A 25,262-nucleotide genomic window follows, 5' to 3' on the forward strand; every position below is an offset into this window, starting at 1 on the left:
AATTTTAAAAGGATCTAAAGTGAAGTTCCCTACTCCCGTTTTCTAGGGTACCGAAGAGTTCGATCAGTTTTTTCTCCCGATAGGAAAAAATCTGCTGTAGCTGTCGTTTGATCAAAATGGGGTGGGCAAGGCGTCCGAAAATGCCAAAGGGAATTTTGTAATCGATGATGTCTTCCATTTCCACACCACCTTCAACGGCTTTGATAAAATGTTTGTGGTGCCATAAGGTATAGGGGCCAAAACGTTGTTCGTCTACAAAGTACTTTCCTTCCTGTACATGGGTGATCTCTGTGACCCATTTGGTGGTATAGCCTTTGAAGGGGGAAACCGTATATTGAATGATCTGGCCGGAAAACATGGGGCGGTCGTCCCCTGACAATATTTCAAAACCCATGTGTTCAGGGGTAATGATTTTTAGGTTTTTGGGATCGGCCAGAAAAGCCCAAGCGGCTTCCGGCCTTATTGGAAGCGATTGTTTGGCGTGCAACTGATATAACTTCATAAGCAAATATAGGTGTATTTTGTTTAATAAATTTGCTTTATTGATAAACAAAATAACATCATCGGTATACGACGCTGGTACGGGACTTCTTGATTTTAAATGAAATAAGGAGGATGGAATATTGGCTTTGATTTTGTACATTTCGCTCAGAACCAGATTATGGGAAAGAAAAATTTGTTTTTAATATTTCTTTTTATCGGTCTATCCCTGTCGGCCCAAGAAGCTATTAGGGAAGTAGGCGAGATGCCCGATGGCCTGTCTGAAAGTTCGGGACTCCTTTTTTTTAATGATCGCCTGATTACCCATAATGATTCGGGAAACTTGCCCGAACTGTATGAAATCGATACCCTTTCACTTACTATAAGCCGTACCGTAACCGTTGGGAACGTATCTAACCACGATTGGGAGGATATCGCCCAAGATGAAACCTATATCTACATTGGTGATTTCGGCAATAACAATGGAACAAGGAAAAACCTGGCCATTTATCGAATTGCCAAATCCGATTATTTGACATCGAATAGCCTGATGGCCGAAAAAATTGAGTTTAGCTACGAAGACCAAACGGCTTTTGAAAACAATGGGAATAGCGATTGGGATGCCGAGGCCCTGTTTGTTATGGAAGACCAACTGGTCGTACTGACCAAACAATGGAATACCCAGGGAACGCTAGCCTATGCCGTACCCACCGAACCCGGAAGTTATAAGGCTAAAAAACTGGATGGATATGCTGTGGATGGTTTGGTCACGGGGGCGGATTATGACCCCGTATCGGGACAACTTTATCTTGTGGGATATAGCCCTAGTCTTTCCCCTTTTTTGTACAAGATTGATGGGGTAAGCAAAACCAAGATTTTCGAAGGGGCCGTTGAACGGTTGGAAGTAGATGTGAACCTAGCGCAAATAGAGAGTATTGCCCAAGTGGATTCCGAAACCTATTTCATGAGTTCGGAGCGTTTTGAAAGAGCTGACCTTGGTTTTTTACTGAAGTCAAAATTATATGCGTTATCAACCGATCCTGTAGATGCCGAAGAGGAGGAACAAGTCGAAGAGGAAGAAGAGACAGAGGAGGAAGAACAGGCAGAGCAGGAAGAGGATCAAGGGCCAATTGACGAAGGGGAAGACGAAGGCACGGTTGACCCTATAATAGGAGGGCCCGATCCGGAAACGGATGTAAGTTCGTCAGATAGACTGATACTGAAAAAGCAATTTGGCAGTCCGTTTTTGGAATATCGTTTACGTCATGACGATAGGGTTTTGGGAAGGGCTTTGTACGATGCCTCGGGCAGGCGTATGGCCTATACATTGGGCAGTCGTATCGATAGTAATTCAATAGATATTTCAGGATTAAGGACGGGACTTTATTTTGTCACATTGGTTCTGGAGAACGAGGTGCTTTCCCGGGCTTTTATCGCCCCATAATATGGCTTTATTTAAGAGTTTGTTAACAGATTAGGAGGGGTTTATATTTAGATTTGTAAAAATCTAAAAATTAATTCAAAATGAAAAAAATTCTATTCTTAGCGAGTGTAATGCTTGCTTCTGTTACAATGCAGGCCCAGATTGCTACACCGGCGCCGAGCCCGGCTTCTAAGTTACAGCAGACCGTCGGTTTGACCGAGGTAACCGTTGAATATTCAAGACCTTCTATGCGCGGAAGGACGATTTTTGGAGGACTTTTGGAGTACGGTAAACTTTGGAGAACCGGAGCGAATGCCCGAACCAAAGTCACCTTTAGCGACGACGTAAAAGTTGACGGACAAGAGCTTAAGGCGGGCTCTTATGCCCTTTACACAAAACCGGGAAAAACCTCTTGGGAAGTTTTTTTCTATACGGAAGTCGATGGAGGTGGAACACCTAAAGAATGGGATGATAGTAAGGTGGCCGCAAAAACTACAGTGCAAGTGTATCAACTGCCTGTCGATATCGAAACTTTTACGATTACATGGGACGACTTGGGTACCAACTCCGCAAATTTAGGATTGATGTGGGAAAGGACCTATGTGGCCGTGCCTGTTGAGTTTCCAACTGACAGCAAGGTAATGGCAAGTATCGAAAAGACTATGGCAGGAAGCCCTAAGGCCGACGACTACTATGCAGCCGCCGTGTATTATTCAAGTGAAGGAAAAGACATTAAGAAGGCTTCCGAGTGGATGGATAAGGCCATGTCAATGATCGAAGAGCCTGCTTTTTGGCAGTTGCGTCAGCAGTCGCTTATCCAAGCTAAATCCGGGGATAAAAAGGCAGCTATCAAAACCGCTAAAAAATCCTTGAAAAAAGCGAAGGAAGCGGGTAACGATGATTACGTTAAAATGAATACCGAATCAATCAAAGAGTGGAAGCGCTAAACAGGCCTTTACTTTATAAGCTATAAAAAATCCCGGTTCCGTTACGGAGCCGGGATTTTTTTATATCCTGTAAAAACACAAAGGAAGTTGTATTTCCTTGACAGCTATGCGTTGGAAGATTCTATGGGCGGTTTTTTCAGTAGGCGATCGAAGCCTTCAAAAACAAGGGCCATTATAATTACCATACCCGCACCTATAAAGTTCAACCATAAATAGCCTAGTTTTTCTTCCCCGGTAGGGTAGATGTAGATAAGGTTATAGAAGAGTACGAAAATTATAAGTTGGGTCAACAGGGCGGCGAAAAATACGGCGTTACCCTTTACGAACTTAAAGAAAAATGCCAATAGGAAAATACCAAGTACGTTGCCGTAAAAAATGGAGCCGATAATATTCACCAGTTGGATCAAGTTGTCAAAAAGGTTGGCGATACTGGCAATGAATATGGCTATGATTCCCCATAGTAAGGTGAATCCCTTGGTGACCTTTACGTAATGGGCTTCACCCAAGTCGGCCTTCGCATTCCTCTTGTACAGGTCAAGGGCCGTTATGGTACCTAGGGCGTTCAACTCCGACGCCGTTGAAGACATGGCCGCCGAAAGAATGACCGCAAGGAGTAAGCCTATAAGTCCTTTAGGTAGGTTGTTAAGGATGAAATGGATAAAAACGTAATCCTTGTCATTGGTTTCTACGATGTCGTCGGCCTGTTTGATCAGGGCCCGGGCCGCGGCACGATTGGTGCTGTCTTTGGTGTTAAGGCTGATGATTTGCAATTTGGCCTCTTCGACCACGCTGTATTCCTTCAGTTCAAGGGCCGCGGAAAACTTGTGCTGGGCCATTTTCTTTTCCTCCTCCAAACGCTCTTGTCCCTTTTGTAATATGGTATAGTCATCGGCGTACTCCGAATTCATAACCGCCTCGGTAGCTGCAGGGTTAAAATTCAAGGGAGAGGGATTGTATTGATAGAATACAAATACCATAACGCCCACTAAAAGGATAAAGAACTGCATAGGTATTTTTAGAATACCGTTAAAGACTAGGCCAAGTTGGCTTTCGCGTAGTGATTTTCCTGAAAGGTAACGCTGTACTTGGCTCTGGTCGGTTCCGAAGTAGGACAAGGCCAAAAAGAGACCTCCGGTAATACCGCTCCAAAAGGTATATCTGCTCTTGGTGTCAAGGCTGAAGTCGACAATATCCAATTTATTACTGGCACCGGCTATTTTAAGGGCCTTTCCGAAGTTGATATCGGCGGGTAGGTAGCCTAGGATAAAGAAAAACGTGATAAACATACCCGTCATGATAATGAACATCTGTTGCTTTTGGGTAACGCTAACCGCTTTGGTCCCTCCTGAAACGGTATAAATGATGACGAGCACCCCGATGATGATGTTTAGGGTGCGCAGGTCCCATCCAAGCACGGCAGAAAGAATGATGGAGGGCGCGAAAATAGTGATACCCGCCGCTAATCCGCGTTGGATCAGAAACAGAATGGCTGCTAGGGAGCGTGTTTTTAAATCAAATCGATTTTCTAAAAATTCATAGGCCGTATAGACCTTCAGCCTGTGATATATAGGCAGGAAGACCAAACATATGATTATCATGGCCAAAGGGAGTCCGAAATAGAATTGAACGAAACCCATACCATCGTGAAAGGCTTGCCCTGGCGTGGATAAAAATGTAATGGCACTGGCCTGGGTAGCCATAACGGACAGACCTATGGTCCACCATTTGGCATCTTTCCCACCACCGACATAATCGTCCACGTTTTTGCTGCCACGGGTCTTATAGACACCGTAGGTCACTATGAACAATAATGTACTCGATAAAATAATCCAGTCTAATGTTCCCATTTACGTAAAAGCGGTCATTAAATAGCTAAAAATCAGCACGTATACGATGTTCAGTATCAGTACTAGCGAATATTCCTTTTTCCAATCGAACTTGTCTAACATAGTATTTAATTCAATTTGGTAGGTTGTACGTTCTTTTCCAAAGAAAGCATATTGGCGAACAGCTTATAGGCCCCTGGTACACCGGCGGGCAATTCCCTAAAGAAACTCAATCCGGTATAGATGTAGTTCCCTTTTCCGTAAGGAGTCACCAAAAGGCTTCCCTTTTTGGGAGACTCCCCCTTGTCGTGCATAGAGAGAACGGGAGTAAACTCCTTGGACCATTCATTCGGAAAATAAAGTCCGCGTTCTTGAACCCATCCCTCAAAATCACTTTGGCCGATTGTATTCGGGTAATTCATAAGTGCGTGTTTTTTGGCCAATATCTTTACTTCTGAATTTTCATCCGTTACCCTATCGCGGGATAAGGTAATGGGGTAGGGTGCCAGATTTTCAAGCTGCTTGCCCCGTCTGCTGGCGGTATTGTACTGAACGATCAGATTGCCCCCGTTTTCAACATAGTCAAAAAGGTAACGCTGTTTAAATTTCAGTTCCTCTACCACGTTATAGGCCCGAATGCCCACAACGATAGCATCGTATTTGTCTAAGGAGCCCTTGGCTATCGTATTGGGCTCAATAATGTGTACAATGTAACCAATTTGTTTCAAACTTTCGGGAACTTCATCGCCAGCCCCTACAATATAACCGATGTGTTGCCCCGATTTTTTAATGTTCAAACGTACGACCTTGGCTTCTGAAGGCAGTAATACCGACTGGGTAGGGACATGGTCGTAGGCTATGGTTACCAATTCTTTGGAGATTTGCTTTCCGTTTAATTTTATGATCGGTGAGATATAGCTTTCATCTTCGTTTTCTGGTGGGGTCAAGGTAAAAACAAGGGTTTGCTCGTCGCCTTTTTTAGCTATTTCGAAGGCTTGCGATGCTACATCGACCTTCCATCCCTTCGAATGCTGTAGTTCTAGCTCGCCTTTGATATTATCGGCATGGGCCCTGATGGTCACCGGTATTTTTTTAGACTTGCCATCCGCAAAAATCAAGACTTTGTCGTTGAATCGGGCGGTGGCTTCGGGCAGTACTTCAAAGGGCTGGAATAGCTCTCCTTTGTCAGGTCTTGCATAATGGTGTATAACGGGTCTTTCAAATACTATGGTGCGGCCGCTTAGTTCAATTTCGAACTTGGCCACAAAGGCGCGTGGGGTTTCGGGCTTGCCGATAAGTTTTTGGTCGGCTACCTTATACATGCCCAAACTCCCTTTTTCCTTTAACCAATACGGACTGGTGAAGTCTGTGTCCTCTGGAATCTGCAATTCAATTTCAAAAGTTTCCTTTTTATTGTTCGCTAAGGGAATGGAAGGGGCGATACGCGCATCTGAAGAGGAAATCGATATGATTTTTAACCTCATTTGCACCGAACTACGATTGACTGCTTCAATGTTTACTTTAACCTTTCCTCCCGGATTGGCCAAAGCCGTTTCCGCCGAAGCTTCGAGGTATAGGCCGCTTATATCGGCAATGATGTCTTTCAATTCCTCTGTCTTAAGCTTCCTCCAATAAGGGTCACCTACTTTTTGAAGCAAGTCGTATGCAGCCGCCAATTGGGGCAAATGTTTTGATGGTTTGGTGAAGTCGAAGTTCCTTTGCACTTCGTACAAAATATCCCCAACCGCTTTACCGCCGGATACGCGAGACCAAGAGGTGTCGATACCTTCGAAGATATCGCCCGAATTTTTCGGCATCGTTCCTTTCAACAATTCTATATATTCGTTTTCGGAGCCTCTTTGTGACAATCGGCCAAAGCCTTGGCACAAGTGTTGGCTGCTCGCCAAAGCGGCGATTTCGTTATTCGATTTTCCTAAAATAGGGTAGTAGGTGCCAATGTCTAAATGGGTCATTTTAGACTTGTCAGCTTTTTCGAATTTTTCTTCACTGCCATAAAACCACCATGAGGTGTTGAAAAATAGCCTTTTGGGTTGCCAAGTTTCGGTGAGTTCTAATTGATCGCTATAGGCGTTCTTGTCATTGGCGAGGTCAAAGGCCTCAAAACTCAACATGGCGGAAGAGGTATGGTGCCCGTGAGTGGTACCGGGACTCCTATGGTCGAAACGGTTAATGATCACATCGGGTTTGAAGTTTCTTATAGCCCAGACAACATCGCCCAATACGGCTTCCTTATTCCATATTTTTAAGGTTTCATCAGGATGTTTGGAGTAGCCGAAATCGTTGGCCCTCGAAAAAAACTGTTCCCCTCCGTCAATGCGTCTCGCGGCCAAAAGTTCTTGTGTACGCAAGACCCCTAACAGCTCGCGAAGCTCTGAACCGATCAAATTCTGGCCTCCGTCACCCCTTGTCAATGAAAGATAGCCCGTACGTGCCTTAACCTTGTTCGAGAGATAGGAGATCAAACGGGTATTCTCATCATCGGGGTGGGCGGCTATATAAAGTGCGGTACCCAAAAAGTTTAATTTTTCCAGAGAATGGTAAATTTCGGAAGAGGACCGTTGCTCGGGTTTTTGTGCAACGACCAGGGACGATGATAAAAGTATTCCTGTAAAGAATACTAGAAAATAGCGCATAAAGTTGGTTTTTGTTCGGTAGAAGCCACTATTTAGTAGAGGTGGCACCATACCAAAGATAGAAAGTTTAAAGGGCTCGACTGCTTTTTTAAAACTTCTTTAACAAAATAGATTTTCCTTTTGTTGCACTAAAGAAATGCAACAGGGTACTAGGCTTCCACGCTACCGTTAAGAGCGTCTTCGGAATTGTAGATAAGTGTAACCGCTTTTTGCATCATCAGGTTGTTCGGATAGATGAGGAGTTCGCCATTTTTCTTTCGTAAACTCACATGGAAAGCTCTAATGTCTTCTATTAAGAAGGGGTCTTCGGTTTCGATATCCTTGTCGAGAATCCTTACCCGGTCACCAATCTTAAACGGAAAGGAGAAAAATAATATGACCCCTGCGGTAATATTGCTTAAAATAGACCAGCTGGCGAATAGGGCTACCCCGATTACGGCGAATACCGAAGAGAACACTAGGCCTATCTCCCTGAAATTAACGCCCCAAATAAATGAAATGACGCCAAAGCCGATCAAGGTCAGTAAAATTGTGGTGTATTTGGTAATCAACAGCGTTCTTGCCTCGACAATATCACTGATTCTTCCAATTTTACGAATGGTCTTATCCGTTATAAACTTAAGGATAAGCAATAGGCCAAAGGTTATGGCGGTGGTGACAAATTCATGTCTGTAGGAAAAAAGGAATTCTTGCATAGCACTAAAGGCCTAAACTATCGCGCAAAGATAAATGCTTATTTCCGTTTTGTCGCCAATAGGGTGTTTTTAATGTGCTTATTTTTCTAGCCGTGGAGGTCATTATTTTTGCGTTCTTTCCGAAACCGCTCGAAAAGGTATCGGACCAACTTTCGATACTATGTGGAAAAGCGGTCGTAAAATTGATTTTTAAGCTTCTTTCTAGTTCGGGATAGGTTATTTCATACGTGGAAATGCCATCTTTACTTCTTAAACTGGAAGTTGATTTGTAAGGCTTTAATTCTTTGTGTGACAAACGAATATATTCCAGTGAAGGGATAATGGTTAAGTCGCCCGTAGGTAAACTTTCAGGAGAGATCCGGATTTTGTTCCAAAGCTCGTTTTCAAGTATGGTTTTTTCTAGTTTGATGTCTTGGTCGGCTTCGCTTTCGAAATAGGAATGCGATGTAATATCAAATTGGTCCCGATTATTTAGCTGGGCATATACCTGTCCGCACCACTCCTGTGCCGAAAATGAAACCTTGATCGCATGGTCGTTATCGTGTACCGGATAAAAGGTACTCGTCATTATAGAGTAGGGATAGATGCCCGTAAGGTATTTTTTGGTGGCGTTGAGTTTTAGAACAGGAATGTTGTCAGGATGGTTTTCGTCAGCTTTCACCTGCTTTTCTTTTAAGAAAGGCTCAGTGACATATATAAGGACCGATTTGCCATCGCGTATTTCACCATAGCGCGCCAGTTCTAATTTATAGGAGGTAATCTCGGCATCACCGGCGTACCAATAGGCTTTAAATTCCTCTGATAGGGCTTTTTGGGGAAGTTCTTGGGCCTTTTCGGAATGAAGGGCCATAGGCTGCTCCCCATTTTTTGGGGTTTCTTTGCAAGATTGGACAGATGAAACCCATAGGGCAAGAAGCGTGATCAATAAGCCTTTTGGTACTGCAGTTTTCATAGGTATAGTAGTTTTGTTTAAAAATAATCAAAAAGAACTACTTGACCATTTCAATTAACGTTTTGTACACCAGTTGGGTAGGAAGCCCTACCACATTGGGGTACGACCCTTTTATCTCTTCAATGCCCGTTAGGCCTATCCATTCTTGAATGCCGTATGCCCCGGCCTTGTCAAAGGGCTTGTAGGTGTTGATGTAGTATTTGATTTCCTCGTCTGATAGTTCCCTGAACTTCACTTGTGTTACTTGGTGAACCACTTTTTGCGAAGTGGAAGTGGTAAAACAGACCGAAGTGATGACTTCATGCCAATCACCGGAAAGGGCCTTGAGCATTTCAAATGCTTCTTGGGCATTGGCCGCCTTGGCCAATGATACGCCCTTATGCCAAACTACGGTGTCGGAGGTGAGCAGTATTTCCCCAGGGGCCAAAGAGCCTTTAAAGGCACTGGCTTTTAGTTGCGCCAAATAATCGCTGATTTCGCTTCCCTTTAATTCAGGGGGGTAGACTTCATCGACCGATTTGAGCCGAACCTCGAAGGGGAGTCCCATTTCCTTTAAAAATTGATGTCTTCTTGGGGAGCCGCTGGCCAATATCAGGGTGTGGTGCTTCAGGTCTAGCATGATCAATCGTTTGCTGCGCTAAAATTGCCGGCCCAATCGCCCTTTACTTTCAGTACTTGTTCAATGACGTCCCTGACACAACCTTCGCCGCCATTTTTATGGGAAACGTACATTGATATCGCCTTGACTTCGGGTACCGCGTTTTGGGGGCAAGTAGGAAGGGCCACCCTTTGCATGGGAGGGATATCGGGAATGTCATCGCCCATGTACAACATGGTACTCGTATCGATGCCGTGAATGCCCATGTACTCTTCCAATACCTCCATTTTGTGGTGGGCCCCCAAATAGATGTCGGTGACCCCCAAGGCTTGCAAACGCTTACGTACGCCTTCGTTGGTGCCTCCGGAGATAACGCAGATCTTATAGCCTTTTTTCAAGGCGGTCTTTACGGCGTAGCCATCTTTGACACTCATGCGTCGCAGCATTTCGCCATCGGTGGTTATCACTAAGGTGCTATCGGTGAATACGCCGTCAACATCAAAAATAAAGGTATCTATATCTTTAAGGTACTCTTTATAGCTCTTTTCCATAAGTTGTTTGTATTGATTTGCTCAGGAGTTCGTAAACTGTTTTGAACTCGGGATTTTTTATTTGTTCTAAGTGTTTTGTAATCGTTTTGGAGTCGTTCCGTCTGGCCGGGCCGGTTTGCCCATCGTAAGGCGAAAGGGTCTCTATTTTTTTTGCGGTTTCTTGAATGAGGGGGGCCAGAACCTTAAACGGAACCTCGTTCTCTTTACAAATTTGGGCACCTATATGATATAGGTGATTGGTGAAATTGTTTACGAAAACGGCGGCCAAGTGAAGGCTCCTTCGCTCTTCGGTCCCGATCTCATATACACTTTCGGAGACGCGTGCCCCGAGTTCCTTTAATAAATTCAGGTCTTCCTCGTTTTTAGCCTCTACACAGATCGGCACCTTGCTAAAATCCACCGGATTGGACGAACTAAAAGTCTGTAAAGGATAAAAGACCCCGGTTCTTTCATGTCGCGAAAGTTCTTCCATAGGGGTGCTTCCAGAGGTGTGTACAATTAACCTGTCTTTAACCGTAAGAAGTTCTGATACAGTATTTATGGAGTTGTCACTTACAGCGATAATATACATATCGGCATCCGCTAGGACCGAAAAATCGGAAGACGTTGGGACCTGTGCCGCAAACTTGGATAGGGCTTCTTCGTTCCGACCGACAACCTCTACGATCTTTACGCCGTCGGTTTGTAATAAAGCCTTGAATAAGTGAGTGGCCACATTGCCGGTTCCTAAAATACTAAGCTTGATCATGGGGCGAAAATAAGCATATATTTACGTATTGAAGGCCTTGTTCCCTTGAAAAATATGCTTTCATCGGATAGCTTGAACATTGCAAATGGAACGGGGAGTTTTCCGTAAGATAAACGATTCGTAAAAAGTGGCCCTAAGGTTTTATATTTTTGGAAAGACTTCTTTTTTTTCAAAAATACTTCATAAAATTTTCACTTATAATTAACAGTGTTATCAAGACTTTAGGGCTGTCAATTTTCCTGTAAATAATAAAAAGGGCGTATTTTTGCGTGCTGAAAACCAATTTAGCTGCTGACGATGAACATGCTCAAAAAATTCTTTTTCTCCACTCGCTTGATGTCCGTTCTTTTTATAGTCTTTGCCATAGCAATGGGACTAGGCACTTTCGTAGAAAGTAAATATAGCACTGAAACGGCTAGAATCTGGATATATAACGCATGGTGGTTTGAGGCGATCATGGTCTTTTTTGTCATCAATTTTATCGGGAACATGTTTCGATACCGTCTTTTAAGGTGGGAAAAATGGGCGGTCTTGGTACTTCACCTTTCATGGATATTCATTATCATAGGGGCTTTCGTTACCCGATATATCAGTTATGAAGGGGTAATGCCCATACGTGAGGGGAATTCTGAAAAAATATTTTATTCCGACAAGACCTATCTAACGGCCCATGTTGAAGGTGAGGTCGAAGTAGAGGTAGATGGTGAAGTGAAAAAAGAGTTTCAAAGAAAAACGCTTCAAGAAGATATTATTGTTACGCCTGAGGGACTAAAATCGAATTTACCATGGAAATCGGACTTCAAAGGGACGCCTTTCACCATTTCATATGTAGATTTCATCAAAGGGGCCAAAAAAGGATTGGTTCCCGATGAAAACGGAAAAACCTACTTAAAGATCGTTGAGGCCGGAGATGGTCAGCGTCACGAACATTTCTTGGAAAGCGGAACCGTAACGAGCATTCATGGCGTACTTTTCGCCTTGAACAAAGAAACCGATGGCGCTATCAACATTTTTGAGGATAAGGGCGAATATAAGATCAAATCCGCTTTTGACGCGAGCTTTATGCGTATGGCCGACCAGTTTCAGGGCCAAGTAGCAAAAGATAGTTTACAGGAACTGCAATTGCGCTCCTTGTACAATACCGCGGGTATGCAGTTTGTTATTCCCGAACCGGTGGTAAAAGGCAAGTATGGCGTAGTTAAAGTACCTAAGGACGAAGTGACTGACGCTACCATGGATGCCTTGGTCGTTGAAATTAATGTCAATGGAGAAAAAACCAAGCAAAAATTATTGGGAGGTAGGGGTAGTGCCGATTTTACCGATAAGATAAATTTGGGCGGTCTTGACTTTAAGCTTAGTTACGGCTCTAAAATTTACGAATTGCCCTTCAGTATTAAACTCAATGATTTTATAGCTGAGAAATACCCCGGAACGGAACAGGGGTATAAATCTTTTATGAGCAAGGTGACCGTAGAAGATGACCGTCCGTTCGACTATAGTATCTATATGAACCATATTTTAGACCACAGGGGCTACCGCTTTTTTCAATCGAGTTTCCATCCCGATGAAAAGGGAACGGTCTTATCGGTCAATCATGATCAATGGGGAACCGGTATCACTTACTTGGGATACTTTTTACTTTATATCGGACTTATGGGGATTATGTTCTTTGGAAAAACACGCTTTAAAGATTTAGGGGCATCGTTGGAGAAGCTCAAGGGCAAGAAGGCCAAACTTACCGGTATTCTTGTTTTGGGAATGTTATTGAACGTCAACGCCCAAGAACATACCGCCGATGACGGTCACGACCATAACGGTTCCGCACCTACGCAGGAACAAATCGATTCAGTGTTGCGTACGACTATCGTATCTAAGGACCATGCCGAAAAATTCGGAAAACTGGTAATCCAAGATGATGGTGGGCGAATGAAGCCGATCAATACGTTCTCATCGGAGCTGCTTCGAAAACTTAGCTTAGATGATATTTATAAGGATATGAATGCCGATCAGGTATTCTTATCGATGATGTTGCGTCCTGCCGCTTGGTATAATGCCCAGTTTTTAGCGGTCGATAAAAAAGGAGAGAACGATAGTATAAGACACGTAATCGGTATTCCGGAAGGTCAGACGCACGCCAAGGCCACCGATTTTTTTGATGAAAAGGGAAATTATAAATTGGAGCCCTTTTTGAGAAAGGCTACCGCGACCAATATTCCAAATCAGTTCGACAAGGACCTTAAAGAGGCCAATATCCGTTTGAGCCTTTTAGACCAGGCCTTAAGTGGCAGGATCGTAAAGATTTTTCCCTTGTTGAACGATGAGAACAACAAATGGATTTCGGCCGTGGAATTTAGGGGAGGTCAATACCAGGTTTCCGATTCGCTTTATGCCAACTTTATAAAGAATTCACTTCCCTATTACCTAATGACCTTGCGGAAAGCCAAGGAAACAGGTGATTACACTGATGCCGATAAGCTTTTGGAGGCCTTTAAACAGAATCAATTGAACCACGGTGCGGAAGTCTTGCCTTCACAGGCCAAGATCAATACAGAAGTGGTGTACAATAAGCTCGATATTTTTAACTACCTCTACCGCTTATATGCCATGGTAGGAGTGTTGATGTTCTTTGTGTTGATTTTTCAGATCTTTAAAGACCGTTCTATCTGGCGGGCCGCCATTTACTTTTTTAAGGGAACGATTTTTATTCTGTTCCTGTGGCATACGGCAGGGCTTATATTGCGTTGGTATATTTCAGGGCATGCGCCATGGAGTGATGCCTATGAGAGTATTCTGTACGTATCGTGGGCAACCATGGGGATGGGACTCCTTTTTGCCCGAAAGAGCGATATGACGGTAGCGGCATCTGCCTTTGTAACGAGTATGCTATTGACCATAGCCCACTTGAACTGGGTCGACCCTGCGATTTCCAATTTGGTTCCCGTACTGGATAGTTATTGGCTAATGGTACACGTTGCGGTTATTGTGGCGAGTTACGGACCACTTTCCGTAGCCATGATCCTAGGTCTGGTTTCCTTGATTCTTATGATCTTCACCAATAAAAAGAACAAGGCGGCAATGGACTTGAATATTAAGGAATTGACCATTATCAACGAATTGTCGATGACGGTAGGTTTGGTCATGTTGACCATCGGAAACTTCCTTGGGGGCCAGTGGGCCAACGAAAGTTGGGGCCGATATTGGGGCTGGGATCCAAAGGAGACCTGGGCTCTAATTTCGATTATGGTGTACGCTTTTGTACTTCATGCACGACTGGTACCCGGTTTGCGCAGCAGATGGACCTTTAATTTTTTAAGTGTTATAGCCTTCGGGAGTATTATGATGACTTATTTTGGGGTGAACTACTATTTGGTCGGACTGCACAGTTACGGACAGAGTGGGGCCGCGGCCATAACACCCGATTATGTGTGGTACATTGCTCTCGGAGCCGTGATTCTCGGAGCGATCAGTAATTGGAGGTATAGGGTCAACTATGTAAAATAGCCCCGAGGGTTTAAGTTAGGCCTTGTTACTGGGTATAGCACAAAGAACATACTTTTGTATTCGGTAGCGAGTTCTTTTCTCAGGGTAGAAAAGGCTTTGGTAATCTGGGCCTCGACCGTCTTTATGGAAACGTTGAGATGGTGGGCAATCTCTAGATTGGTCAATCCTTCGTTTCTGCTGAGCAAGAAGACTTCCTTGCATTTGGGAGGAAGATTTTCTATTTCCCTTTTAATCTTTGAAATCACCTTTTCCAAGGAAATATCGTCATGGGCGGCCGTAGCTTTTTCCAAAGCATTGAAGTACTTCTGCTCCAGCACCATCGTAGAGCGCTTCTTTTTGTATTGGTTGATAAACTCGTTATGAACCGATTTGAAAAGGTAATTCTGTAAAGAGGCCGTAATGTTTATTTTTTTTCGATACCCCGGTTACCACCTGGAGCGGAACCCATACGGGCTATTATTTTAGAAAATTTCAAGATATCTCCATAGAAGCCCCAAAAGTGAGGGCAACTACCCCATGGAGGTTTATCAGATATGCCGAGATACTCTTGAACTATGCCGAAGCATGTGCCGAATTGGGCGAGTACGGTGAAGCAAGAACCTATACGAACATGCTTAGGAAAAGGGTAGGGATGCCTGATTTGACCCAAGCCGATGCGGATCTGGTCGATGCCGTACGACACGAGCGAAAAATTGAATTGATGGGCGAAGACCAACGCTTTTTTGATATCAGAAGATGGATGATCGCCCCGGAAGTCATGCAAAATGCCTTTGGTGTAGATATCAAATACCACTTGAATGAAGAAAGACCTAGATATAACATAATTGAAGTCCAGGAACGCGAATGGAAAGACAGGTTCTATTTTTTTCCGATCAAACTGGAAGAGTTGAACAAAAACGAATTATTGATACAAAACCCTTTGTATTGATGGTTTGAACCGCTCGCACAATAATGTGATAAGGTCATATTTCCGATGCGGGCTTAGTTTCCATATAAGTTTTTTCTATGGGGATGTTGTTACAATAAGTTGAGTGAGTTTAAATAGTGGATAATGGGGGCGAAATTATAATCGCCCCCATTTTTCTTGCATTGGGAGCGATAAGAGGAAGGGCTGGAAACGACCTAAGCTATTGAAGTATAGGGTGGCAAATGTTTGTTATATTATTTCAAATCGTTATGTTTTCTTTGGAAATTAGTAATTTCCAGTCTATTTTTTATAGATTTAGCATCTTGTTTGCCATGAGATGAAAATGATAACCGACGATAAAAAACTCTTAAAAGGAATGGAAGAAGGTGATAACACCTCTTTCAAGGCGGTGTATGACAAATATGCCAAGGCCTTGTTCTTTTATGCCCACAATATCGTTAACGATAGGGCAGTCTGTGAAGATATGATTCAAGAGATCTTTATATCGCTCTGGGCAAAACGAAAAACGAATACCATAACTTCCCTAAAACCGTATTTGTTCCAAGCGGTCAAATATCAAATTTTCAATCATTTTAGAAATAATAAATTTTCAAGGGAAGATTTGACGCGTTTGAATATAATCGATGTTTCTATGAACGTATCACAGAAACTGGAGTATTCCGAACTTGATCAGATCATTCGCGATTACGTGGCCAAATTGCCGAAAAGATGTCGTCATATTTTTGTTTTGAGCCGCTACCATCATAAAAGCAATAAAGAAATTGCGGAAGAACTTGAAATCTCCGTACAAGCGGTAAAAAATCAAATCTCAAAGGCCCTTGCCTTTTTACGCAGCAACCTTAAGCTAGAGGATGCCGTGTTTCTATCGCTTATCCTTCTTCACTAAATGCCCCTAAAGCGCTTTAAGCCTCCAATTTTACGGGTAGTTCAAACCATTTATGGTCTTGGTTGCATTAGGAATTTCGTAATTCCTTTGTGTCAATTTTATTAAATTTTTAAAAAAAGTTGCTATCTGACGTGTACTATCGCATAAGTTTGGGTACTTCATAGTGACATCCTTTTTTTAATTGAATGAAAATGAACGCAAAAAGCGCGAAAAAACTGTTCAAGAAATACCTTAACAACGAGTGTTCTCCTGAGGAGAAGGAACTGTTGGACCGTTTTCTTGAATCATACCAAGATAAAGATGCCTTTCTATCGGAATTTAGTTTTGATGAGGGGAGTCAGGAGGAACTTTGGCAAAAGATTGCAGAAAAAACGACTCTTGAAAAGAAGAATGGAAGCTATTTTAATCGCTTTGTGTTCAAATACGCTGCCGTGTTTATAGCCTTGTTGGGTCTTGTTACATTTTTTAATGTACAGCGAAAGGATACGGTCAAAGCGCCAGCCCTTTTGATAGAGGACAACGCCATTGTATTGAAGACCGGTGATGACCGTACACAGGAAATCGTTATCGGTGGCGGTGAAACCATAACCGATGCCGAGGGAAATATCTTGGCTTCGCAATCTGACGACCAAATGGTCTACCACGCCAAATCGACGACTGAACTGGTATACAATGAAATCATAGTCCCCAAAGGAAAAAGGTTTGAGCTAAAACTCTCCGACGGCACCTTGGTGCATCTGAATGCCGATACATCCTTAAAATATCCGGTCAGCTTTATTGCAGGCCAAGATCGAAAGGTTTTTTTAAATGGGGAGGCCTACTTTGAAGTAGCCAAAGATCCCGACCATAAGTTTACGGTCGTAGCCAATGATATGGATGTTCAGGTGTTGGGTACCCATTTTAACGTAAGCTCTTATGCCAATGAAGAAAATTATACCGTACTGGCCGAGGGCAGTGTGGCCATTAATGACAAGCGCAGTGATGGGGGCGATGGGGAGCCAAGCATTTTAAAACCGGGGCAAAAAGCGGCCATGGCAAAAGACGCCTTGGTGATTAGCGAGGTCGATATCAGCGATTACCTAAACTGGCGTAATGGTGACTTAAGCTTTAACAATGAAACCTTTGGGGCCATTATCAAAAAGATAGAGCGCCGCTACGGGGTACGTATTGAAAATGGGTATGCCGAATTGGAACCGGTTCGGTTCAGGGGAGTTTTTAAAAACGAGACCATACAAGATTTACTGGATACCTTTAAGGAAAGTGCAGAGTTCGATTACGAGATAACCAATAACCAAATACGAATTAAAAAACCTTTGTTATGATGATATGACCTAAGACTTAAAAAAAAAATCGGGGAACGCGGCCACGTCCCCCGACTAAAAGTGATTTCAATCCGAGTTAAAAACAAATCAAAATCCTTTAAAAATATGGAAAAAAAACCATTGTTTTTCATTCTTATGAAAAACATTCTTAACAAGAATCGCACAGTGAAAATCTCCATTCTAATGTTTGCTTTGGCCTTGTTTAATCTTCATGCGAATTCTTATTCGCAAAGCAAGAAGGTGTCTATTGAGGCCAATAACGAAACTATTGAAAGTGTACTTAAAAAAATAGAGAGCCAAAGTCAGTTCCGTTTCTTTTACAAAACGGGGCAGCTTAATGTATCTAAAAGGGTGACGCTCAATGTAGAAAAGACCCCGATAAAAGAAGTATTACAAATGGTTTTCGGTGATGGGGTAACCTATACCATGGTGAAAAACCAGATTGTCCTTAAAAACAAAAGTCCCGAACCACCATCTGTAAATACGACAGTATCCAGTAAGGCGGATCAAGACCAACAGTCCGTTTCCGGTGTTATAACCGATGAATTGGGAGTGCCCTTGGCAGGTGCCAACGTAGTGGAAAAAGGTACTACGAACGGGGTTACTGCCGATTTTGACGGTAATTTTAGCCTAGAACTGACATCCGATGATGCGGTGTTGGTGATTTCATACATCGGTTTTGCTACCAAAGAGATTCCCGTTGCGGGTCAAACTACCTTTAATATTCAATTGGTAGAAAGTGCCGCGGGCCTAGACGAGGTTGTCGTGGTCGGTTTCGGTACACAAAAGAAAGTGAACGTAATCGGTTCCGTTTCCCAAGTGTCTTCCAAGGATATAGAGAACAGACCGGTTACCCAAGTCTCACAGGCCATTACGGGGCAAATGCCTGGGGTTACCGTAGTACAAAGATCGGGTAGGCCTGGTCAGAGTGCGGGCAATATCAGCGTAAGGGGAGTCGGTTCCTTTGGGGCTACACCTGACGCATTGGTATTGATCGATGGTATTGCCGGTAGTATGAACGATATCAACCCTGATGATATCAAATCTATTTCGGTGCTTAAAGATGCCTCTTCTGCGGCTATTTATGGGGCGCGTTCCGCCAATGGTGTAATTCTTATCACCACCAAAACAGGTAGTGAAAACAAGTTTTCCATCAATTACAACAGTTACGTCGGTTTTAATGCGGCTACCGAGCTTCCTAAATTCGTGAATTCTTGGGAGTATGCCGAAATGTACAATATTGCCTCTGGTAGTAATAGTTTTACCGAAGAAGACATTGCAAAGTACAAGGCACAGGATGACCCCGACAATTATCCGAATACCAAGTTTTTGGAAGACCTTTTTTCCAAGAATGGCATACAGACGTCGCATACCCTGACCCTTAACGGGGGTGACGAAAAAAACAAATACTATGTTTCCGCAGGTATTTTGGAACAAGATGGTATCATCCCCAAAAACAGTTTTAGCAGGTATAACGTTCGTATGAACCTACAAAACAAATTGGGTGACAAATTTGAACTGAATACGAGATTTTTCGGTTCCGTAGAAAAAAGGGAAGAACCCCAAGTAACCGGTAACAAAGGGCTCGGATATCAAAGTGAAGCTTCAAGGTCGACCGATGCCAGTAATAATTCGGGTAGTTTTATGACCCAATTGGTATCCAATGCGGTACGTTATCCAGCTGTTGAGTTGGGACGGGACTCACAGGGCAATTTTGGTATCGGCCCAGAAAGTGGCGGTACTCCGGTAGCTTGGTTGGCTTCCGATTCGTATTTGGAAAATCCTAGGACAAAGGCGGGAGTCAATGTCAAACTAGATTACAGGCCGAACGATAACCTCGTTTTTTCTGCTATAGGAGGCTATAACTTTACCCTTCACGAAGAGCGTTCTTATTACGCTTCCCAAAGATTGAACGAAGCTGTGTATCTAGGGCAGTCGTATCTCAATCAGTATAGCAATAAGGAAATTTACAAGACTTTACAGTTTACAGGTGAATGGTCTAAAGAGGTTGGGGTTCATGACTTCAGCTTTTTAGGGGGCTACTCCTTTGAGAACGAAGAGTTTTCTTTCTTTAACGGCTATCGTCAAGATTTTGCCAGTAACGATTACACGGTATTGGATTTAGGTAGTGCCGAGAATCAGCAATCGTCAGGCTTTGATGCCGAATGGGCCTTACAATCCTTTTTTTCGCGCTTGAAGTATAGTTTTGACGAACGCTATCTATTTGAGGCCACCCTTCGTTATGATGGTTCGTCAAGATTTCCTAAGAGCAATAAATATGCTGTTTTTCCAGCTGCTGCGTTAGGATGGAGGGCTTCCCAAGAAAATTTCTTAAGTGATGTAAGTTGGTTGTCTAACCTTAAGTTCAAGGCTTCTTGGGGTATTCTGGGGAATCAGAACATTGGAAACTACCCGTATCAAACGGTCTTGGCCTCGGGTAGGGATTATGCCTTGGGTGGCGGTTTGTCTACAGGTGCTGCCTATTCCACATATAGGGATGCCAACATAAAATGGGAGTCGACCGAAACTACCGATGTTGGTGTTGAAACAGGCTTCTTTGACGGAAAACTGACCTTCAATGCGACTTACTTTAGAAGAAACACCACAGATGTGCTTTTCAAGCCGTCGTCTAGTGTGTCTTCCGTACTTGGAGTGGGTATCAGTGAAACCAATACCGGTGCCGTAAAGAATTCGGGATGGGAATTCGATATGGGGTACCGTGATACGAAAGGGGACTTTAGCTATTCGATAAACGGAAACTTTTCGGTCATAGATAACGAGGTAGTTACCTTGGGCTTGGGTAATGTTGAACAACCCAATGGTTACGTGGGTAACGGCTCGGACCTCTTTGTCGGTTTCCCTATGCAAATGTACTACGGTTATAAGACCGACGGGGTATTTTTGAACGATGGGGAAATAGCAAACTGGCCCGATCAATCGGCGGTCAATCCGACTTCACAGGCGGGCGATTTTAGATATAAGGATATCAGTGGGCCCGATGGCGTTCCTGATGGTAAGGTGGATCCTACTTATGACCGTACGTATTTAGGAAGTCGTATCCCTAAATATACTTATGGGGCCAACATCAACCTGAACTATAAGAATTTCGACTTTTCCGTTTTTCTTCAGGGTGTTGGGGGCGTAAAAGGCCAATTGACCAATTATGCCGGTTATGCCTTCTTTAACCTAGGAAATATTCAACAATGGCAAATGGATGGTCGGTTTGATCCGAACAATCCGGTACGCTACCCAGATTATCCAAGGCTAGAGGTGGTTACCAATAGTGGAACACCAAACACGACCACGTCGGATTTCTGGGTGATAAACGCAGGCTACCTTCGGGTGAAAAACGTACAGTTGGGCTATAATTTCCCTAATCCGGTAACCGACCTTATCGGTATCGATAACCTTAGGGTCTATGTAGGGGCCGAGAATTTACATTCCTTCAACTCTTACCGTGATGGATGGGACCCTGAAATCAATTCGGCAGGAGGCTATTACCCTATTTTAACGACCTACACCTTTGGTTTAAACTTAAAATTTTAGAACATGACAAACTTTTTATATACATATAGAGCTCGCATATCAGGTTTTGGCCGGTTTGTTGTTTTGGCAATGGTATTGCTAATGGTTTTGGCCTGTGACAAGGAATTGGAACAATTTCCGAGTAATGCCTTCGCGAAGGATAATTTTTGGACTTCAGAATCGAATGCCAATATTGCGCTTACCGGCGCCTATCGAGGTGCCATTGAATACGGTACACAGGTAGTGCCATCGGACTGGTGGACCTACTGTGGAATTGTTTTTATGGAATTTGCCACTGACAACGCTTACGATCGTAGGGGCGATAATTCTACCCAAAACCGTTTGACCGATGGCACCTTGTTGCCTAATAACAATGTGGTTAATGGCTATTGGAAAGGATCGTACAAGCGTATTGCCATTTGTAACGATTTCTTGGAGAATGTGGGTAATGTTGATATGGATCAGGCCAAAATCGACAGAATGACGGCCGAAGTACGGTTTTTACGTGCCGCTACCTATTTCTACATTTCCCAGTTCTGGGGAAGCGCGCCTTTGGTTACAACTACATTGACGCCCGACGAAGCCAATAATGTAGATAAGGCCACAAAGGCCGAATTGGTTGCTTTTGTAATCAGTGAATTAAAAGCGGCGGCAGAAGATTTGCCTTCCTTTGCAGAATTATCCGGTTCGGAAGCGGGAAGGGCGAGCAAACAAGCTGCTTTGGCATTTTTAGGAAGAATGTACCTCGGTGAAAAGAACTTTGCCGAAGCGTCTAAGGTGTACAAAGAAATCATAGATATGGGCGAGAATAGTATCGACCCCGACTATGCTTCCCTTTTTACTCCGGCGAATGAGGCCAGTAGCGAGAACATTTTCAGCACCCAATATTTTGGAGGACAGGCAGGCAACTCCTTGCCCCAACATGCTTTCCCGGCAGTAGCTTCGGGATGGCATATTGTAAACCCCTTGGGAAGTTTGGCCGATGCGTATGGTTTTGATGACGGAACGCCTTTGTCTTATGATGACCCTAGGTTTGATTATGACGATATGGGAGCGAATCGCGATCCGCGTTTTCGATATAACCTTCTTTGGGACGGTTCTTCATTTGGTGATAAAATCTACGATTGCCACCCAGACCATAGTGAATCACTCGATCAGTTGACCTACTCGAAGCAGGCTACAAGAACAGGGTATGGGTTGCGAAAGTTTTTCGATGAATCGTTTAACGGGAACCTAAAAACCGATTACGGGGGAAATGTTCCGATCATACGATACGCCGAAGTATTGTTGAGTTATTTGGAAGCCGAACTTGAGGCCGGAAACCCCATCACGCAACAGTTGTTGGATGAGACCATCAACAAGGTTAGGGGAAGGGCGTCCGTAGGCCTTCCGGCTATCACCGAAACCGATGCCGCGACCCTTCGTCCTATTTTAAGAAATGAAAGGAGAATCGAATTGGCATTTGAAGGCCAGCGTCTATGGGATATTTTTAGATGGGGCATTGGCGACGAGGTTTTGGTAGGTGATTTCTGGGGTGCTCCTTTTCCCGATTCTACCCTATATCCGACTACATCAAAGAAAATCGATCCGCAATCGCGATGGTATGTGACTACAAAGAATTTTAGAATGGGAATAGATGATGTTTGGCCCATACCGGAATCAGAGGTGAACGTTAATCCTAAATTAGGCAACTAAAAATGACGATTAAAAGAAGAAAGTTTATACAAAATTTAGGACTTGCCGTGCCCATGTTGGCAAGTCCTTTAAATCCCATTCTTGCAAAAGAAATGGCTTTTACCAACGAAATGCCAGCTCGGAGTGATAGCTCTTCTTTTTCGGTAGATTTTACAAAATTGAACGAGAGGGTATGGATCGGTAGTTCGTTCTGGGCCGTACCTATGGAAGACTGGGAAATTAAGAATGACCGACTCGAGTTTTCCGGGGCGGAAATACAATCAAGGCTCCATATACTCACCCATGTACTGGGTGATGGTGAAGGTGATTTTACCATTTCTGGAAACTTGGGTTTGTTGGAAAACAAGGGCAATAAAGGTGGTGCCGGTTTTGCCGTGGGTATTAAAGACCGTACCGACCCCGATAGTGTAAAGGCCGCCTGTTATTTTGGAAAGGGCATTTCCGTTGGGGTAAGCTTGGAAGGGAAGGCCTATATAGATGATAAAATGGAAACGTTGCCCAGCGGCTTCAATTTTGATAATTTTTCACTAGAGCTTAAAGGAAAGCATAAGGCCGGTTCTACGGAACTGAGCCTTCTACTTACCGATGCCAACGGAATGACAAAGCGTCTGCAATATCTTGTAAAAGGGAAGCTGGACGGTTTGATCGCCTTGGAAAACAAGGGGAAGCAAAAAAGGGAAAGTACCTTTTGGTGGGGCGATTTGCAATTGTCGGGCACAAAGATCCAACATAGGCAAGAACAGAGTTTTGGTCCTATTTTATGGGCTATGTATACGCTCTCAAGGGGTAGGTTGAAGCTCACGGCCCAACTTCCTCCTATAGGGGCCAAAGATTCACAAAAGGTAGAACTTGAGTTTTTCAGGAAGGGAAAATGGGTAAAAGAGGCAAAAGGCCAAATTGACCCTGTTTCCTTTACCTCAATTTTTATTATTGACGGCTGGGACGCTTCCGAAGACATCAAGTACCGTTTGCGGTACAGTTTCGATAAAGAAAGACACAGCTATGAAGGCGTAATACGGCAGGAGCCAACGGACAGGTCTTTGGTCTTTGGGGGGCTCACTTGTCAGCACGCCATGGGATTTCCGTATCGACCGCTAGTTGAAAATCTCGAGAAGTCGAATCCCGATATACTTTATTTTTCAGGGGACCAGTTATATGAGGGCAACGGAGGTTATCCCATAAAAAGACAACCCGAAGATAAGGCCATCTTGAATTATTTAGGCAAATGGTACATGTTCGGCTGGGCCTTTGGCGAAGTGCTGAGGGATAGACCTAGTATCTGTACCCCCGATGACCACGATGTATATCAAGGCAACCTATGGGGGGAAGGAGGCGAAGGAATCTCATTTGAAGATTGGGAAAAGGTACGCGATGCCCATGGAGGCCTTGTGCAAACGCCCAACTTTGTAAATGTGGTAAACAAGACCCAATGTGGTCATATGCCGGACCCCTATGATCCGACACCGATGAAGTCGAATATCAGTACATGGTATACCCATTTGGTCTATGGCAAGGTAAGTTTTGCCATTGTCAGTGACCGACTCTTTAAATCGGGACCCGAAATGGTGAGGCCGGGTAAGGGGAGGATCGATCACCTTACCGAACCGGCCAAACCCGGGGAACTGGAGGCTGATGAGCTGACCTTTGTGGGACAACGACAACTCGATTTTTTAAACGATTGGGTAGGGGACTGGAAAGGGGCCAATATGAAAGTGTTGCTTAGCCAGACCTTGTTCTCGAATGTGGGAACACATCACGGACCCAAAAAACAGTTTTTGTTCGGGGACCTCGATTCGGGCGGATGGCCAAAATCGAAAAGGGACAAGGTAATTGAAACCATTAGAAAAGCTTGTGCCTTCCATATTAATGGCGACCAGCATTTGCCTTTTGTGGTTCAGTACAGTATAGATGAGCCCAGGGATGGGGGGTGGACCTTTTGCACACCGGCTATTTCTACAGGATACCCAAGGTGGGGACAGCCCGATTCGGTAAATGTACCCTTTACCGATAGACCAGGCCACGGACTGCCGAATACGGGCTGCTACCGCGATGGTTTTGGAAATGACAACTATATTTATGCAGTAGGTAACCCGACCGATGATTTTGATGAAGAAAGCGATCGCTATAAAAAGGCGCAAAAGAAGTCATCGGGCTATGGTATCGTTACCTTTGATACCATGGAACGTACCATAAAAATGGAAGCCATTCGCTTTTTGGCCGATTTGGAACGTACTTCCGAGGAAAATACCTTCCCAGGATGGCCCTTGACCATTCAACAAACCGATAATGATGGTCGACGGCCCGTTGGGTATCTTCCTAAATTGAAAATGGCCATGGCCGATCAAGTCGTGAAGGTCATTAATGAAGACACTAAAGAATTGGTGCACGCCATGAGGGTAAAAGGTGATACCTATGTCCCTTCAGTTTATCAATTGGGCAAATACACTATAATCATAGGGGAAGGAGACGCGAAAAAAACCATAAGTGGTATAGAAATAACTATTGATTCTAGAAAGGTGATTTCTGTATAG

17 protein-coding genes and 1 pseudogene are annotated in these 25,262 nt (G+C 43.8%); 9 read left to right on the forward strand and 9 right to left on the reverse strand.

All coding sequences use genetic code 11. From position 1 onward, the window contains the following. Nucleotides 1-4 precede the first annotated feature (4 nt). On the reverse strand, nt 5-502 hold the full coding sequence (locus BW980_RS08055) for an SRPBCC family protein (protein ID WP_076454801.1): 498 nt from the start codon (nt 500-502) through the stop codon (nt 5-7). 159 nt (nt 503-661) lie between these two features. Between BW980_RS08055 and BW980_RS08060 the strand changes: the two genes are divergently transcribed. Together BW980_RS08060 and BW980_RS08065 are read left to right on the forward strand one after the other, a co-directional pair. Beyond that, nucleotides 662-1,924: a T9SS type A sorting domain-containing protein gene (locus BW980_RS08060; protein WP_076454487.1), complete on the forward strand. Its 1,263-nt coding sequence runs from the start codon at nt 662-664 to the stop codon at nt 1,922-1,924. An 80-nt stretch (nt 1,925-2,004) separates the two neighbouring features. After that, entirely contained in the window at nt 2,005-2,850 is an 846-nt protein-coding gene (locus BW980_RS08065; RefSeq protein WP_076454488.1) for a DUF2911 domain-containing protein, read from the forward strand. Nucleotides 2,851-2,954: 104 nt separating this feature from the next. On the opposite strand, the gene BW980_RS08070 is transcribed toward BW980_RS08065, so the two are convergent. The 7 genes from BW980_RS08070 to BW980_RS08100 all read right to left on the reverse strand — a co-directional run bounded on the left by BW980_RS08070 (nt 2,955) and on the right by BW980_RS08100 (nt 10,874). Continuing rightward, nucleotides 2,955-4,697: a sodium:solute symporter family protein gene (locus tag BW980_RS08070; protein WP_076454490.1), complete on the reverse strand. Its 1,743-nt coding sequence runs from the start codon at nt 4,695-4,697 to the stop codon at nt 2,955-2,957. 107 nt (nt 4,698-4,804) lie between these two features. Then, a complete protein-coding gene (locus BW980_RS08075; RefSeq protein WP_076454803.1) occupies nt 4,805-7,330 on the reverse strand; it encodes a PIG-L family deacetylase in 2,526 nt (841 codons plus the stop codon). A 149-nt stretch (nt 7,331-7,479) separates the two neighbouring features. Beyond that, the gene (locus BW980_RS08080) at nt 7,480-8,025 is read right to left on the reverse strand and encodes a mechanosensitive ion channel domain-containing protein (protein ID WP_076454492.1); all 546 of its coding nucleotides are present in this window, start codon (nt 8,023-8,025) and stop codon (nt 7,480-7,482) included. 4 nt (nt 8,026-8,029) lie between these two features. Further along, nucleotides 8,030-8,977 carry a septum formation inhibitor Maf gene (locus BW980_RS08085; RefSeq protein ID WP_076454494.1) on the reverse strand — a complete coding sequence of 316 codons (948 nt, stop codon included), beginning with the start codon at nt 8,975-8,977 and terminating at the stop codon, nt 8,030-8,032. Between the two features lie 37 nt (nt 8,978-9,014). Then, on the reverse strand, nt 9,015-9,596 hold the full coding sequence (locus BW980_RS08090) for a Maf-like protein (protein ID WP_076454496.1): 582 nt from the start codon (nt 9,594-9,596) through the stop codon (nt 9,015-9,017). A gap of 2 nt (nt 9,597-9,598) precedes the next feature. Continuing rightward, on the reverse strand, nt 9,599-10,126 hold the full coding sequence (locus BW980_RS08095) for a KdsC family phosphatase (protein WP_076454498.1): 528 nt from the start codon (nt 10,124-10,126) through the stop codon (nt 9,599-9,601). Further along, nucleotides 10,110-10,874 (reverse strand): Rossmann-like and DUF2520 domain-containing protein, encoded by a 765-nt coding sequence (locus tag BW980_RS08100; protein WP_076454501.1) that lies wholly within the window; start codon nt 10,872-10,874, stop codon nt 10,110-10,112. The genes BW980_RS08095 and BW980_RS08100 overlap by 17 nt, the downstream gene beginning before the upstream one ends. A 297-nt stretch (nt 10,875-11,171) precedes the next feature. On the opposite strand from BW980_RS08100, the gene ccsA reads away from it, so the two are divergent. Further along, a complete protein-coding gene (ccsA, locus tag BW980_RS08105) occupies nt 11,172-14,375 on the forward strand; it encodes a cytochrome c biogenesis protein CcsA (RefSeq protein ID WP_245799994.1) in 3,204 nt (1,067 codons plus the stop codon). Here the strand turns inward: ccsA and BW980_RS08110 are convergent. Further along, on the reverse strand, nt 14,363-14,782 hold the full coding sequence (locus BW980_RS08110; RefSeq protein WP_083690416.1) for a sigma-70 family RNA polymerase sigma factor: 420 nt from the start codon (nt 14,780-14,782) through the stop codon (nt 14,363-14,365). The two genes, ccsA and BW980_RS08110, sit on opposite strands and share 13 nt — an antisense overlap. Nucleotides 14,783-14,817: 35 nt before the next feature. On the opposite strand from BW980_RS08110, the pseudogene BW980_RS08115 reads away from it, so the two are divergent. The 6 genes and pseudogenes from BW980_RS08115 to BW980_RS08140 all read left to right on the forward strand — a co-directional run. After that, a pseudogene (locus BW980_RS08115) lies at nt 14,818-15,303 on the forward strand (RagB/SusD family nutrient uptake outer membrane protein); the annotation flags it as partial. Between the two features lie 316 nt (nt 15,304-15,619). After that, nucleotides 15,620-16,189: an RNA polymerase sigma factor gene (locus BW980_RS08120; RefSeq protein WP_076454512.1), complete on the forward strand. Its 570-nt coding sequence runs from the start codon at nt 15,620-15,622 to the stop codon at nt 16,187-16,189. 191 nt (nt 16,190-16,380) lie between these two features. Further along, nucleotides 16,381-17,511, forward strand: coding sequence for a FecR family protein (locus tag BW980_RS08125; protein WP_175609868.1), 1,131 nt, complete (start codon nt 16,381-16,383; stop codon nt 17,509-17,511). A gap of 105 nt (nt 17,512-17,616) precedes the next feature. Continuing rightward, nucleotides 17,617-21,057, forward strand: a complete 3,441-nt coding sequence (locus tag BW980_RS08130; RefSeq protein ID WP_076454515.1) for a TonB-dependent receptor — start codon at nt 17,617-17,619, stop codon at nt 21,055-21,057. Nucleotides 21,058-21,060: 3 nt separating this feature from the next. After that, nucleotides 21,061-22,731, forward strand: coding sequence for a RagB/SusD family nutrient uptake outer membrane protein (locus tag BW980_RS08135; protein WP_076454517.1), 1,671 nt, complete (start codon nt 21,061-21,063; stop codon nt 22,729-22,731). Between the two features lie 2 nt (nt 22,732-22,733). Further along, the gene (locus BW980_RS08140; RefSeq protein ID WP_076454519.1) at nt 22,734-25,262 is read left to right on the forward strand and encodes an alkaline phosphatase D family protein; all 2,529 of its coding nucleotides are present in this window, start codon (nt 22,734-22,736) and stop codon (nt 25,260-25,262) included.

This window comes from Zobellia uliginosa (assembly GCF_900156625.1).
Classification (GTDB): Bacteria; Bacteroidota; Bacteroidia; order Flavobacteriales; family Flavobacteriaceae; genus Zobellia; species Zobellia uliginosa.

Bases quoted from the DNA above. Each gene is read 5' to 3' on its own strand.
- BW980_RS08055 (WP_076454801.1), bottom strand. From the start codon at position 502: ATGAAGTTATATCAGTTGCACGCCAAACAATCGCTTCCAATAAGGCCG.
- BW980_RS08060 (WP_076454487.1), top strand. From the start codon at position 662: ATGGGAAAGAAAAATTTGTTTTTAATATTTCTTTTTATCGGTCTATCC.
- BW980_RS08065 (WP_076454488.1), top strand. From the start codon at position 2,005: ATGAAAAAAATTCTATTCTTAGCGAGTGTAATGCTTGCTTCTGTTACA.
- BW980_RS08070 (WP_076454490.1), bottom strand. From the start codon at position 4,697: ATGGGAACATTAGACTGGATTATTTTATCGAGTACATTATTGTTCATA.
- BW980_RS08075 (WP_076454803.1), bottom strand. From the start codon at position 7,330: ATGCGCTATTTTCTAGTATTCTTTACAGGAATACTTTTATCATCGTCC.
- BW980_RS08080 (WP_076454492.1), bottom strand. From the start codon at position 8,025: ATGCAAGAATTCCTTTTTTCCTACAGACATGAATTTGTCACCACCGCC.
- BW980_RS08085 (WP_076454494.1), bottom strand. From the start codon at position 8,977: ATGAAAACTGCAGTACCAAAAGGCTTATTGATCACGCTTCTTGCCCTA.
- BW980_RS08090 (WP_076454496.1), bottom strand. From the start codon at position 9,596: ATGCTAGACCTGAAGCACCACACCCTGATATTGGCCAGCGGCTCCCCA.
- BW980_RS08095 (WP_076454498.1), bottom strand. From the start codon at position 10,126: ATGGAAAAGAGCTATAAAGAGTACCTTAAAGATATAGATACCTTTATT.
- BW980_RS08100 (WP_076454501.1), bottom strand. From the start codon at position 10,874: ATGATCAAGCTTAGTATTTTAGGAACCGGCAATGTGGCCACTCACTTA.
- ccsA (WP_245799994.1), top strand. From the start codon at position 11,172: ATGAACATGCTCAAAAAATTCTTTTTCTCCACTCGCTTGATGTCCGTT.
- BW980_RS08120 (WP_076454512.1), top strand. From the start codon at position 15,620: ATGAAAATGATAACCGACGATAAAAAACTCTTAAAAGGAATGGAAGAA.
- BW980_RS08125 (WP_175609868.1), top strand. From the start codon at position 16,381: ATGAACGCAAAAAGCGCGAAAAAACTGTTCAAGAAATACCTTAACAAC.
- BW980_RS08130 (WP_076454515.1), top strand. From the start codon at position 17,617: ATGGAAAAAAAACCATTGTTTTTCATTCTTATGAAAAACATTCTTAAC.
- BW980_RS08135 (WP_076454517.1), top strand. From the start codon at position 21,061: ATGACAAACTTTTTATATACATATAGAGCTCGCATATCAGGTTTTGGC.
- BW980_RS08140 (WP_076454519.1), top strand. From the start codon at position 22,734: ATGACGATTAAAAGAAGAAAGTTTATACAAAATTTAGGACTTGCCGTG.